Raw genomic sequence first — 12,735 nt, 5'->3', positions numbered from 1 at the left:
ATACACTGGCTGTCCGCTCAATTTGTGGAGCTCGGGCACTTGCGTGCTCGCACAGCGGCAATGGCATCCTGTTGCTGCTTGAGCCGGTCGATCCTGGCTGTTTCACGGTTGGCCACCGCGGTCTTCACGCGTGAGCCGCCGAGCAGCCAGCGTGGAACATTGGTGTTGGCGACCTTGCCGCGCGTGATTGCCGTTTGCGAGATGTCACGGGCGACGTCTCCCATCGCCCTGTTGAGGTCGGTGCACGTCATCGAATCGTATTTCGCTGGATCGACGGTTCTGCCGAGCGATGAACAGCCAGCGACGAGAACCAGCGTCATCACGAGAATCAAGGGCGAGGCTGTGGTTGAATTCAAATTCATGTCGCACTCGGCCCGCCGTTCACTGACTCCATCAAGTTCACGACCCTAAGACCGACAGACCTTTTCGTCAAAATATGCGGCCTCGAAGAAACCTCCCACTGGGCCCGGCCTTTGCGGCCGACGCAGGAACATCTCAGTCACTGGAATTGCTATCTGCCGAGTGTTGGGCTCAATCGCTGGCAAACGGAGAGTACCGGTTCCGGCGACGTCGGGGCGGCCTTTCCTACGCTGCCTCGGCCACGAACCTCGACGGGGGGCAACCGCCGAGCACTGTCTGAGCGATGTCGGCGTCATTTTCATCGACATGCGCCGTCACCAGAACGACCCCTTCGGCAACCTCCTGATCATCCGCCTTTATGGCGGCCGTGGCGAATGTTCCAAACAGACCGGCAACGCCGCCACAGACCGCGCCAGCCACCGCTGTTGGCAATACGCCCGCAGCAACAGGATTGATGCCATAGGCCGCAACGGCACTCAGGCAGACCAACCCGCCGGCGGCAGCGCCAAATAACGATCCCAAAGCGGAAACCCGAAGAGATCCCGCCTCGTCATTGTAAGGCCCGATGATCGCGATCTGTACGCGAGGAATTCCGGCTGCCACCAAGTCGCTGGCGACCCGCGCCGCATCGACGGGGGAATCAAAAAGTCTGCAAATCGTCGGCATGGTCGCTTAACGCTTCTGGCTGTTCAGCGTCGTCTCGGTGAGGAATGACGCGGCAATCAGATCGTCAACCTCGATTGGGCCCTCGCCGCCCTCCATGATGGCTGCGACCTTCTGGAAGGTCTTCATCTCGTCTTCGGTAATCTGGGCTTCCGGCATCCTGGCTTTGATCTCTGTCATGCGCATGCTCAGGGCATAGGATTTCTTGGTCTCACGGTTCGACATGCTGCTGCTCATAGTTCATTGATCATTTTTTGCCCGCCACTCGAATTTGGGGCAAGGGCAAACGTTTCCAACCCTGGACTTCGGTCGGGGAGGGGTCGGACCTAAGTCTGGTCGTGGGCCGCAATGGTCTTGCCGACGGCGCCGCCAAAGCATGACCCAGGATGCGTGCCAAAAGGCCTTTCGTGGCCCGACTCATCAAGAATCGGGCCGGAGATCTGCGATCAGTACCCGTCGTTTTCGATCACAACGGGATGGTGCCGATGGTGGTGACGGTGGGTGGAGACGGAACCTGTCACGACAACAGTATCGCGGTGATGATGCCGGCGCCCATGGTCATAGAACGCTACGGTACCATGGCGGCGGTGGTGCAAGCGCTGACCGTCTTCGTTGATGATCTTGACGCTTTCGTGATGTCGATGATGGGTTCTAACAACCACATCGGCTTCGGCTGCCGAAGCCACAACGGGCAGTCCAAGGGAAAGCGCCAACGCGCACATGATCATTGTTTTCATTGCAGTTTCTCCATTTTCTTAATTAGCCCTTCATTGGATAAACTGCCCCTGATCGCTTTGGTTCCGGTCGTCCGGCATCGACCCGAACGTTCACTGGTCATCGCTGGATCTCGTCAAACGGCGGAACATTAGGCGTGCCTGATGGTTTATTTCCCGCAGCCGGGATCACGATTTGGTGTCTGCTGCGGATCAGTCGGCAAAGGCTGGTCGGCCCGCGTTCTCTGCCAGAGGCGCGGGCTTCCCAGGCAACAGGAGAGAGATCATGAACAATATCATTTGGCTCGTTGGAGCTGTGGTCATCGTGATAGCGATCTTGAGCTTTTTTGGCCTCCGCTGAGGGGGACGCGCGTACCAGTCGGGATGTTTACCCGAAACTGTCCGCGAGCGCACGCATGAAGGCATCAGGCGGCCGGTTGACTGGTTACTGTCCAGTGCAACAGGCATCGCTGTCGGCCGGGTCACAGAGGCACGGCGAATAGAAATTCGCCCATCCGACTGGCGGGGGACGCGAGTAATCTCGCTTGAGGGGCAGGTGGAGCGCCGAAGTCGGGATGCGTTAACTCTTTGTTTTCTCTGGTCGGAGTGGCAGGATTTGAACCTGCGACCCCCTCGTCCCGAACGAGGTGCGCTACCAGGCTGCGCTACACTCCGTGACCAGACCGCGGGCTTATAGCCGCCACACTTGGTTCCTGCAAGCGGCACGGCGGCACTTCTGTCGCATTTCGTCGGCTTTCGTCGAGCATTGCCCGAAAGGCCCGGATTCCCTTCCGGAATAAACGTGGCTTAAAGCCTTGTGTGCTAAGCCGCAGCCCTCGACAATTCGTAATTTCGGCCATTCGGAGTTTCCAGTCTTGTCCTTCAGCATCGTTGGCGACGCCCGGCCCAACAGTTTCGAATTCGAAACCGAAGCGCTGATCAAGCCATCCGGCTTTCGCGAATATGATGCGCGCTGGTGGTTCGGCCATCCCGGCTCCGCGCAACGACCGGAACTCAATCTGATCGGCGTCCAGGCGCTCGGCATGGGGCTTGGTACGCTGATCCGCCGTCTCGGCGCCGGTCCCGATATCGTCACCGGGCATGATTTCCGCTCCTATTCGCTGTCGATCAAACTGGCCCTGGTGTCCGGTTTGATGGCTGCAGGCGCACGGGTGAGGGACATCGGACTGGCGTTGTCGCCGATGGCGTATTTCGCTCAGTTCGCTTTGGATACGCCCTCGGTCGCCATGGTCACCGCTTCGCACAACGAAAATGGCTGGACCGGCGTCAAGATGGGTGCGGCGCGGCCGCTGACCTTCGGCCCGGAAGAGATGAGCGCGCTGAAAGCAATCGTGCTGTCCGGCGATTTTGACCTTGTCGGCGGCGGCTCCTACGATTTCATCCGCGACTTTCGCGCGACCTATCTCGACGATCTGACCCGCGACAAGCGCATCGCCCGAAAACTGAAAGTGGTCGCAGCCTGCGGCAATGGCACCGCCGGCGCCTTCGCGCCGCAAGCGTTGCAGCGCATCGGCTGCGAGGTCATCGCGCTCGACGTCGAGCTCGACCATACATTTCCGCGCTACAATCCCAATCCCGAGGACATGCGGATGCTGCATGCCATCCGGGACAAGGTGCTGGCATCAGGCGCCGACATCGGCCTTGGCTTCGACGGCGATGGCGACCGCTGCGGTGTCGTGGACAATGAAGGCAATGAAATTTTTGCCGACAAGGTCGGTGTGATGCTGGCAAGGGATATTTCCAGCCAGCATCCCAACTCGACCTTCGTCGTCGACGTCAAATCGACCGGCCTGTTCCATACCGACGCAATGCTGCGCGCCAATGGCGCCGTCACTGACTATTGGAAAACCGGCCATTCCTACATCAAGCGCCGCGTCGCCGAACTCGGTGCTGTCGCCGGTTTCGAAAAGTCGGGTCATTTCTTTTTCAATCCGCCGATCGGGCGCGGATATGACGACGGCCTGGTCACCGCCATCGCCATCTGCCAGATGCTGGATCGCAGCCCGGGCAGTTCGATGGCCGATCTTTATCGCGCGCTGCCGCTGACCTTTGGCACGCCGACCATGTCGCCGCACTGCGCGGACGAGGTGAAGTATGGTGTGGTCGAACGGGTGGTTGCCGACTTTCAGGCCATGAAGCGGGATGGAAGGGTTTTCGCTGGGCAGAAGATCGCAGACCTCATCACCGTCAACGGCGTGCGCGTCGTCGCCGATGACGGCACCTGGGGGCTGGTGCGCGCCTCGTCGAACAAACCGGAACTGGTCGTGGTGGTCGAAAGCCCGGTGTCGTCGCAGCGTCGACGGGAGATGTTCGAGGCTGTCGACGCCGTGCTGCGCCGCAGCTCCGAGGTGGGCGCCTACAACCAGACCTTTTGAATGGTAGTTGAATGACCGAGCGGATCGTCAGTTTTGTCATGAGCGGTGGCGTCGGCTCGCGGCTGTGGCCGCTGTCGCGCGAGGACAACCCCAAGCAGTTCCACGATCTGTCCGGCGACGGCTCGATGCTGGCCAAGACCTTGCGTCGGCTGACCGCCCGGCTGGAAGGCGGAACGCCGATCTTCCTGATCGCCGCGGAGCGCCATGCTGATCGCGTTCACGCCGATCTTGCTGGTCTCGACCTCGCCGGCGGCGGTCCGCTGTTCGAGCCGACCGGGCGCAACACAGCCGCCGCCGTCGCACTGGCGACGCTGCGCACACTGTCCGAGTTCGGCGACAGCCTGGTGCTGGTGGTGCCGTCTGACCATGAGATATCGACCCCGCGCCAGTTTTGGCAGAGCGTCGAAGCCGGCACCGAGGCTGCGCGCGTCGGCAGGCTGGTGGTGTTCGGCATCAAGCCGACGCAACCAGAGACCGGCTATGGCTATATCGAGGTCGCGGCCGAAAGCGGCGGCACCTTCGACGTGTCGCGCTTCGTCGAAAAGCCGGATATTGCGACTGCGCAGAGCTATCTCAAGGCCGGAAATTTCTACTGGAACACCGGCATCTTCCTGTTTCGCGCCCGCACCATGCGTGACGCCTTCATAGCGTTGCAGCCGGATATCTGGCAGGCCACCGAAGCAGCCTACAAGGCAGCGACATCGGATCTGTCCGGCCTTTACATGCCGCTGGAACTCTACGCCGCCATTCCGTCGAATTCGATCGACTACGCCATCATGGAGCGGGCAAAAGACATCGCCATGGTGCCGGCCGGCTTCCGCTGGAACGATCTCGGCTCGTGGCAGTCGCTGCTCGATGTCGGCCCCGCCGACGACCGGGGCAATGTCATCATCGGCGATGTCGTCGCCATCGATTGCGAGAATTCCTACATTCGCAGCGACGGCCGCCTGCTGTCGGCGATCGGCATGAAGGACATCGCCATCGTTTCGACATCGGATGCCACCTTCGTTGCCCCGGTCAGCCACAGTCAACACGTCAAGAAGATCGTCGAGCAGCTCGAAAAATCGGGTCGCCTGGAAACCAGGTTCACGCCGGCGCATGACCGCGTCATCGAAAGCGGCGCCTGGCGCCGGCGCGTGCATCACTGGCTGTTTCAGGAGACCTTGCCGCTGTGGTCGACATCGGGGGTCGACGAACGCCATGGCGGCTTTCACGAAGCGCTCGGCCTGGACGCCTCGCCGTTGATGAAGCCCAAGCGCATGCGCACCATGGCAAGACAGGTCTATGCTTTCGCCGTCGCCCGGGCGCGCGGCTGGGACGGCCCGGCCGATCGGTTGATCAGCCACGGCATCGCCTTCATGGCCGGCAAGGGCCGCACCGACAAAGGCGGCTGGGTTCGCACGCTGAATGTCGACGGTTCGGTCGCCGACGCCACCGAGGATGCCTACGATCATTCCTGCGTGCTCCTGGCACTGGCGCATGCGCATATGTCAGGCAATCCCGACGCCTTGCGCCTCGGCGAGGAAACCTTCGCCTTTCTCGATGCGCATCTCGAAGACAGCCGCATGACCGGCTTTCTTGAGACATCGGACGGCAAAGGCGAGCGCCGCTCCAACCCGCATATGCACCTGCTCGAGGCCTTTCTCGCCTGGCACCAGGCGACCGGCGAGCGCGCCCATCTGCGGCGCGCGGCACGTATCATCGACCTCTTCCGCAGTCATTTCTTCGATCCGGAAAGCTGGACGCTTGGCGAGTATTTCGATGCCGAATGGAAACCCTCCACCGGCGAGAAAGGGTCATGGACCGAGCCCGGCCACCATTTCGAATGGGCCTCTTTGCTGGTAGATTTCGCCGGGCGTAGCGGCCAGGCCGAGTTGAGCGGCTTTGCCCGAAAACTTTACGCGTCGGCCACTGCCAATGGCCTCAACCGCGCCACCGGGCTTGCCTATGGCGCCGTCTCCAGGCAAGGCCTGCCGCTCGACCTGATATCCCGCAGTTGGCCGCAGGCCGAAGCCGTGAAGGCGGCGATCGCGCTGGATGGCTCTGGCGGCCCCGATCTCAAGCCGGAAATCGAAGCGCGCGTCGGCCGGCTGTTCCGCTGGCACATCGACCCGGCGCCGCTCGGCCTGTGGATCGATCGCATCGACGAGCGCGGCCGCTCGCTGGCATCGGACGTTCCTGCCAGCATCTTCTATCATCTGGTCTGCGCGCTGACGCAGTATCTTGATGGGACGGTGGAGAAGGGATGAGCCCGTATTGAGAGGCCGGCCTCTCAATACGGGCTCGCTACATCCCCAGTCTCGACATACACCGACTTCAGCTGCGAATAGAGTGCCAGTGCCGCCAGTGAATTCTCACGTCCGATGCCTGACTGCTTGAAGCCGCCGAACGGGATTTCCACCGGCGTCAGATTGTAGGCGTTGATCCAGCAGGTGCCAGCCTGCAACTCGGCGATGACGCGGTGGGCGCGCGGCAGGTCGCGCGTGAAGACGCCGGCAGCGAGGCCGAACTCGGTGTCGTTGGCGCGGTCGATCACCTCGTCCTCGCCATCGAATTTCAGCACGCTCATCACTGGTCCGAAAATTTCTTCACGGGCGATGCGCATGCCATCGGTGACGCCGGTGAACACCGTCGGCTCGACGAAGAAACCGCCCTGAAAACCTTGCAACGAAGGCACGTTGCCGCCGCAGGCGAGAACAGCTCCGTCCTGCTTGCCGATTTCGATATAGCCGACCACCTTGTCGTGCTGCGCCCTGGAGACCAACGGGCCCATCTGGGTTTCGGGGTCGAGCGGGTCGCCGATGCGGATTTTTTTGGTTCGCTCGACAAGGCGCTCGACGAAGCGGTCGTGGATGCCGCTCTGCACGAAGACGCGCGTGCCGTTGGAGCAGATCTGTCCGGTCGAATAGAAATTGCCGAGCATGGCGCCGCCAATGGCGTTCTCGATGTCGGCATCGTCGAAGACGATCAGCGGCGACTTGCCGCCAAGCTCCATCGTCGCGTGCTTCATTTTCGAGCCGGCCAGCGACAGCACCTTGCGGCCGGTCAGCACCGAACCGGTCACCGACACCTTGGCGACGACATCGTGGCCGACAAGCCCGGCGCCGACATCGCCATAGCCCTGCACGACGTTGAACAAGCCGTCGGGCAGCCCGGCCTCGCTGTAGATCTCCGCCAGTGCGAGTGCTGAAAGCGGCGTGTTTTCCGATGGCTTGAACACCATGGCATTGCCCATGGCGAGTGCCGGTGCCGATTTCCAGCCGGCGATCTGGATCGGATAGTTCCAGGCGCCGATGCCGACACAGACGCCGAGCGCTTCGCGCCTTGTGTAGGCGAAGGGTCCGCCGAGATCGACCGACTCGCCATTGTAGGCGGCGACGGCGCCGCCGAAATATTCAAGGCAGTCCGCGGCGGAAGGCGCGTCCGCCACCAGCGTTTCCTGGATCGCCTTGCCGGTGTCCAACGTCTCGATGCGGGCGAGGTCGGCATTTCGGGCGCGCAATATGTCGGCGGCGCGGCGCAGGATGCGCCCGCGCTCGACCGGTTTCAGCCGCGCCCAAGCGGGCTGCGCCGCCCGCGCTGCCTCGACGGCGAGCTCCAGCACGTTCGGCGTCGCCGAACGTAGCATGGCGATGGTCTCACCGGTTGCCGGATAGATGACCGGCAGCGGCGCGCCGCCTTCGTCCTCGATGTAGCGTCCATTGACATAGTGCGATGCCGTGGGCTGGGCGCGCATGGTTTTCTCCAGATGTATTCGCTACCAAGTCCGTTCGACAATGCCCTATCGATCCGCGACCTGCCAGCGCGGATTGATCCATGGTTCCTGGTTGGACGGCGCCAGCGGCGTGCGGCCAAGGATGTGGTCGGAAGCCTTTTCGCCGGTCATGATCGAGGGCCCATTGAGATTGCCGTTGGTGACGCGCGGGAAGATCGAGGAATCGGCGACCCGCAATCCTTCGACGCCGATGACCCGGCACTCCGGATCGACGACACTCATCATGTCGTCGGCGCGGCCCATCTTGCAGGTGCCGCAAGGATGGTAGGCGCTCTCTGCGTGATCCCTGATGAAGATGTCGAGATCGTCGTCCGACTGCACGTGGCTGCCAGGCGATATTTCCTTGCCCCGATAGGGGTCGAACGCCGACTGGCCGAAGATCTCGCGCGTCAGCCGGATGCAGTGGCGGAACTCCGCCCAGTCGTCAGGATGCGACATGTAGTTGAAGTGGATCACCGGCTTCGATTTCGGGTCCGGCGAGCGCAGCGTCACCGAGCCGCGCGACTTCGAGCGCATCGGCCCGACATGCGCCTGGAAGCCGTGCGACTTGGCCGCCGCCTTGCCGTCATAACGGACAGCCGCAGGGATGAAATGGTACTGGATATCGGGGTAGTCGACGCCGGCGCGCGAGCGCACGAAGGCCGCCGCTTCGAAATGGTTGGTGGCGCCAAGCCCGGTCTTGAGGAACAGCCACTGCGCGCCGATGAGCGCTTTCGAGAACGGATTCAGCACCGAATTGAGCGTGATCGGCAGCAATGATTCCTGCTGGATGTAGAGCTCCATATGGTCCTGCAAATTGCGGCCGACGCCGGGTCTGTCGGCCACCACGGCAATGCCGTTTTCGCGCAAATGCTCGGCCGGGCCGATGCCGGACAGCATCAGGATCTTGGGCGAATTGATCGACGAGGCGGCGACGATCACCTCACGTCGCGCCTTAACGACCTGAATCTTTTTGTGAGCTTCGATCTCGACGCCGATGGCGCGTTGATTCTCGATGATCACCCGCCGCGCAAAGCCCTTGACCAGACTCACATTTTTGCGCTTCAGCGCCGGTTTCAGATAGGCCGATGCCGCCGACCAGCGGCGACCGCCACTGATGGTCTGCTCCATCGGCCCAAAACCTTCCTGCTTGGAGCCGTTATAGTCGTCGGTCAGCTCGAACCCGGCCTGGCGGCCAGCCTCGACGAAGGCGCCGTAGAGCGGATTTTTACGCGAGCCGCGCTGCACATGCAGCGGCCCGCCGTGACCGCGCCAGCCATCCTCGCCGCCATCCGAGTCCTCCATGCGCTTGAAATAGGGGAGCACGTCGGCGAAGCTCCAGCCGGCCGCACCCTCTTCGGCCCAATGGTCGAAGTCGCGGGCATGGCCGCGCACATAGACCATGCCGTTGATCGAAGACGAGCCGCCGATGACCTTGCCGCGCGGCGTCGCCAGCACGCGGCCGCCGAGATGCGGCTCCGGCTCGCTGGCAAAGCCCCAGTCGTAGAGGCTCATGTTGAGCGGGATCGACAGTGCCGACGGCATCTGGATCAGCGGCCCGATATCGGTCCCGCCGAATTCGATGACGATGACCGAATGCTTGCCGTCCTCCGACAGGCGATAGGCCATGGCCGAGCCGGACGAGCCGGAGCCGATGATGACGAAATCTGCTTCAAGCATGGTTCATATGCGCCATAAAGTCGGCGAGCGAGACATTGCCGCCGGTAGCCACAACCAGGACGGTTTTGCCCGCCACATCCACCTCGCCGCCGAGCAGTGCCGCCAGCGAGGCGGCGCCGGACGGTTCGAGCACCAGCTTCATGCGCTCGAACGCGATCCGCATCGCCCGGCGGACAGACGCGTCGTCGACGGTGATGCCGCGAACACCCGCGGTCTTGACCGCGGCAAACGGCGCGTCGCCTGGCCGTCGCGACATCAGTCCGTCGCAGATCGATTTCGGCCCGATTGGCATCGTCTCGATGGCGCCATGCGCCAGCGACGAGCCCATGCCGTTGAAACCTTCCGGTTCGACGCCGATGATCTCAGTGGCGGGCGACAGATAGTGGAAGGCAAGCGAAACGCCGCCGATCAGTCCGCCGCCGCCGACCGAGCAGAACAAAAGATCAGCGCTGGCACCTTTGGCTTCGAGTTGGTCGAGCGCTTCGAGGCCGGCGCCCGCCTGGCCGGCGACGATCTCCGGATCGTCGAATGGATGCAGCAGCGCCAGCCCCTCGGTCTCGGCGATCTCGCGTGCCTTGGCGGCCGCGACTTCCTCACGTGCGCGCTCGCCGTGGTCGGTCAGCACGACACGAGCGCCATAGCCTGCCGTGGCGTCGCGCTTGGCGGCCGGTGCGTCGATCGGCATGACGATGGTGACCGGAATGGCAAGCGCTTGGCCGGCGGCCGCCAGCCCTTGCGCGAAATTGCCGGAGGAGTAGGCGACGACGCCCTTCTTCGCTTCGTCAGCTGAAAGCTGCTTCAGCCGCCAATAGGCACCGCGCACCTTGAACGAGCCGGCCCATTGCAGCGATTCCGGCTTGATGAAGACGCGGGCCGCACCCGTCTCGCGGGCCAGTGCCGTCGATTCCAGCAGCGGCGTGATCTGCGTCGCCCTGGATGTGACGGCATAGGCCTGCTTGAGATGGTCGAGGGAGGGGACGAGAAGGTCTGACATCATTCGCCTCGCGGATACCTTTTGCTCTCTTCGAGATTGTCTAGGTTCATGTGATTGCGCATGTAACGCTCGGACGCTTTTTGCAGCGGCTGGAAATCCCAGGGGTAATAGGCGCCGTTGCGCAGCGCCGGATAGACGACCCAGCGGCGCGCCTGGCTTTCGCGGACAGCGGCGTCGAAGCCGGCCATGTCCCAGCGCGCCTGGACCTTGTCCATGAATACCGCCACTAGGTCCGCATTGGCCGCGTCGTCGGCCAGATTGTCCCGTTCGAGCGGATCGGCTTCGAGATCGAACAGTTGCGGCGGATCGAATTCGCAATGGACGAATTTGTATCTGCCGTCGCGGATCGCCACCAAAGGCGCGTTGGACCCTTCGGCGGCATACTCCATCAACACCGGCGCGGTGCGCTCAATGCCCTCGGTGAGCGGCAGCAGCGACTGGCCGTCGGTCCACGGCGCGATCGCGGCGATGTCGATGCCGGCGAGGTCGCAAAGCGTCGGTGCCACGTCGAGATTGGAAACCGGCGTTTCGATCAGCCCGGCCGGCACACCCTTGCCCGCAATCATCAGCGGCACCCGCGCCGAGCCCTCGAAGAAGCTCATCTTGAACCACAGGCCGCGCTCGCCGAGCATGTCGCCGTGGTCCGAGCAGAACAGGATGATTGTGTCGTCGGCCATGCGGGTGCGCTCGAGAACATCCAGGATCTCGCCCAGCTTGTCGTCGACATAGGAGATGTTGGCGAAATAGCCCTGCCGCGAACGACGCACCTGTTCCGGCGTGATCTCGAAAGAAGGATAGTCGCTGGCGTGGTACAGCCGCTGCGAATGCGCATCCTGCTCGTCATGCGCGATGAACCCGGTTTCCGGATCCAGCGCCTGGCAATACTCATAGAGATCCCAATATTGCTTGCGCGCGACATAGGGATCGTGCGGGTGCGACAGCGAGACGGTGAGGCACCAGGGCCGATGGCTCGCATCGTCCTGTTCGCGCGAAAGCTGATAGAGCTTCTGTGTGGCCAGGAACACGACCTCGTCGTCATACTCCATCTGGTTGGTGATCTCGGCAACGCCGGCGCCGGTCACCGAGCCCAGATTGTGATACCACCAGTCGATACGCTCGCCGGGCTTGCGGTAGTCCGGCGTCCAGCCGAAATCGGCAGGGTAGATGTCGGTCGTCAGCCGCTCCTCGAAACCGTGCAACTGGTCCGGCCCGACGAAATGCATTTTGCCCGACAGGCAGGTGTAGTAGCCGGCGGCGCGCAGATGATGGGCAAAGGTGGGGATCGATGAGGCGAATTCGGCCGCATTGTCATAGACGCCGGTGCGCGACGGCAACTGTCCGCTCATGAACGAAGCACGCCCTGGCGCGCAGAGCGGCGAGGCCGTGTAGTTGTTGGCAAAGCGCGCCGAACGCGCGGCCAACGCTTTCAGATGCGGTGTGTGCAGAAACTCCGCCGGGCCGTCCGGAAACAGGGTTCCGTTGAGCTGGTCGACCATGACGATCAGAAAATTTCGCTTAATTGTCACTTTTGCGCCGCTCGCCGAGTTTTGTTTCGAGATAGTCCTCGACCAGCGCGATCGCGGTCGCAGCATCGGGCACGCCGTCTTTCAGCGCCCGCCTGATGTAGAGCCCGTCGATCATCGCCGCTGTCGCTTCGGCGGCGCGGTCGGCTTCGGCTCTGGGCAAGATGCCGACAAGCCCGCTCATCAGGTTCGAATGCAGTCGCCGCGCATAGACCCTGAGCAGTCGGCGCAACGCCGATGATTTCTGCGCCTCGACATAGAAGGCGAGCCAGGCGGCGATGGTTTCCGGCTGGAACTGGATGTCGGAGAAGTTGACGGCGACCACCGCCGAGACGCGCTCGCGCGCGGTATTGGCCGAACCAAGGGCGCGCAACGTGTCGGCGGTCAGTTCGGCCAGGATGTGGCGCATCGTTGCCAGCAGCAGCTCGTCCTTGGCGCCGAAATAGTGATGGGCAAGGGCCGACGAAACCCCTGCGCGCCCGGCGATTTCGGACATGGTCACGTCGAGCGAGCCGCGCTCGCCGATCGCCGAGATCGTCGCGTCGATAAGCGCCTTGCGGCGCAGCGGTTCCATTCCGATTTTCGGCATCTTGCAATGATCCCTTTCGAGTAGGATTATTTTTTATTGACGGGTCAATCAACAAAAAAATCA

General features: G+C 62.5%; 11 protein-coding genes and 1 tRNA gene. 3 read left to right on the top strand and 9 right to left on the bottom strand.

Going from position 1 to position 12,735, the window contains the following annotated elements:
* Positions 1-17 precede the first annotated feature (17 nt).
* From NKI99_RS04325 to NKI99_RS04315, 3 genes are all read right to left on the bottom strand, one after another.
* Entirely contained in the window at positions 18-362 is a 345-nt protein-coding gene (locus tag NKI99_RS04325) for a hypothetical protein (protein WP_023808495.1), read from the bottom strand.
* 223 nt (positions 363-585) lie between these two features.
* On the bottom strand, positions 586-1,026 hold the full coding sequence (locus NKI99_RS04320; protein WP_023808494.1) for a hypothetical protein: 441 nt from the start codon (positions 1,024-1,026) through the stop codon (positions 586-588).
* A gap of 6 nt (positions 1,027-1,032) precedes the next feature.
* Positions 1,033-1,248 carry a hypothetical protein gene (locus NKI99_RS04315; RefSeq protein WP_023808493.1) on the bottom strand — a complete coding sequence of 72 codons (216 nt, stop codon included), beginning with the start codon at positions 1,246-1,248 and terminating at the stop codon, positions 1,033-1,035.
* A 182-nt stretch (positions 1,249-1,430) separates the two neighbouring features.
* Between NKI99_RS04315 and NKI99_RS04310 the strand changes: the two genes are divergently transcribed.
* Entirely contained in the window at positions 1,431-1,892 is a 462-nt protein-coding gene (locus NKI99_RS04310; protein ID WP_352609886.1) for a hypothetical protein, read from the top strand.
* Positions 1,893-2,334: 442 nt separating this feature from the next.
* On the opposite strand, the gene NKI99_RS04305 is transcribed toward NKI99_RS04310, so the two are convergent.
* Positions 2,335-2,411 (bottom strand) — tRNA-Pro (locus NKI99_RS04305).
* A gap of 200 nt (positions 2,412-2,611) precedes the next feature.
* Between NKI99_RS04305 and NKI99_RS04300 the strand changes: the two genes are divergently transcribed.
* The gene (locus NKI99_RS04300) at positions 2,612-4,132 is read left to right on the top strand and encodes a phosphomannomutase/phosphoglucomutase (protein WP_023812760.1); all 1,521 of its coding nucleotides are present in this window, start codon (positions 2,612-2,614) and stop codon (positions 4,130-4,132) included.
* 11 nt (positions 4,133-4,143) lie between these two features.
* Positions 4,144-6,381, top strand: coding sequence for a mannose-1-phosphate guanylyltransferase/mannose-6-phosphate isomerase (locus NKI99_RS04295; protein ID WP_352609885.1), 2,238 nt, complete (start codon positions 4,144-4,146; stop codon positions 6,379-6,381).
* A gap of 23 nt (positions 6,382-6,404) precedes the next feature.
* Here the strand turns inward: NKI99_RS04295 and betB are convergent, their stop codons facing one another.
* Genes betB through betI form a run of 5 tightly spaced genes read right to left on the bottom strand, consistent with a single transcriptional unit; the run spans position 6,405 to position 12,672 of the window.
* Positions 6,405-7,868 (bottom strand): betaine-aldehyde dehydrogenase, encoded by a 1,464-nt coding sequence (gene betB, locus NKI99_RS04290; RefSeq protein ID WP_352609884.1) that lies wholly within the window; start codon positions 7,866-7,868, stop codon positions 6,405-6,407.
* A gap of 45 nt (positions 7,869-7,913) precedes the next feature.
* A complete protein-coding gene (betA, locus tag NKI99_RS04285) occupies positions 7,914-9,566 on the bottom strand; it encodes a choline dehydrogenase (RefSeq protein WP_352609883.1) in 1,653 nt (550 codons plus the stop codon).
* The gene (locus tag NKI99_RS04280) at positions 9,559-10,560 is read right to left on the bottom strand and encodes a threonine/serine dehydratase family protein (RefSeq protein WP_352441319.1); all 1,002 of its coding nucleotides are present in this window, start codon (positions 10,558-10,560) and stop codon (positions 9,559-9,561) included. Before NKI99_RS04280 ends, betA begins: the two co-directional genes overlap by 8 nt.
* A complete protein-coding gene (gene betC, locus NKI99_RS04275; RefSeq protein ID WP_352609881.1) occupies positions 10,560-12,086 on the bottom strand; it encodes a choline-sulfatase in 1,527 nt (508 codons plus the stop codon). Before betC ends, NKI99_RS04280 begins: the two co-directional genes overlap by 1 nt.
* Positions 12,076-12,672, bottom strand: a complete 597-nt coding sequence (gene betI, locus NKI99_RS04270) for a choline-binding transcriptional repressor BetI (protein ID WP_352441317.1) — start codon at positions 12,670-12,672, stop codon at positions 12,076-12,078. Before betI ends, betC begins: the two co-directional genes overlap by 11 nt.
* Between the last annotated feature and the right edge of the window lie 63 nt (positions 12,673-12,735).

Origin of the sequence: Mesorhizobium sp. M0239 (assembly GCF_040321815.1) — a bacterium.
Taxonomy (GTDB): Bacteria; Pseudomonadota; Alphaproteobacteria; order Rhizobiales; family Rhizobiaceae; genus Mesorhizobium.
This window is presented reverse-complemented; position numbering and strand designations above follow the sequence as displayed.

What these genes read in the sequence shown, in the direction of transcription:
- NKI99_RS04325 (WP_023808495.1), bottom strand. Translation starts at nt 362, where the DNA reads ATGAATTTGAATTCAACCACAGCCTCGCCCTTGATTCTCGTGATGACG.
- NKI99_RS04320 (WP_023808494.1), bottom strand. Translation starts at nt 1,026, where the DNA reads ATGCCGACGATTTGCAGACTTTTTGATTCCCCCGTCGATGCGGCGCGG.
- NKI99_RS04315 (WP_023808493.1), bottom strand. Translation starts at nt 1,248, where the DNA reads ATGTCGAACCGTGAGACCAAGAAATCCTATGCCCTGAGCATGCGCATG.
- NKI99_RS04295 (WP_352609885.1), top strand. Translation starts at nt 4,144, where the DNA reads ATGACCGAGCGGATCGTCAGTTTTGTCATGAGCGGTGGCGTCGGCTCG.
- betB (WP_352609884.1), bottom strand. Translation starts at nt 7,868, where the DNA reads ATGCGCGCCCAGCCCACGGCATCGCACTATGTCAATGGACGCTACATC.
- betA (WP_352609883.1), bottom strand. Translation starts at nt 9,566, where the DNA reads ATGCTTGAAGCAGATTTCGTCATCATCGGCTCCGGCTCGTCCGGCTCG.
- NKI99_RS04280 (WP_352441319.1), bottom strand. Translation starts at nt 10,560, where the DNA reads ATGTCAGACCTTCTCGTCCCCTCCCTCGACCATCTCAAGCAGGCCTAT.
- betI (WP_352441317.1), bottom strand. Translation starts at nt 12,672, where the DNA reads ATGCCGAAAATCGGAATGGAACCGCTGCGCCGCAAGGCGCTTATCGAC.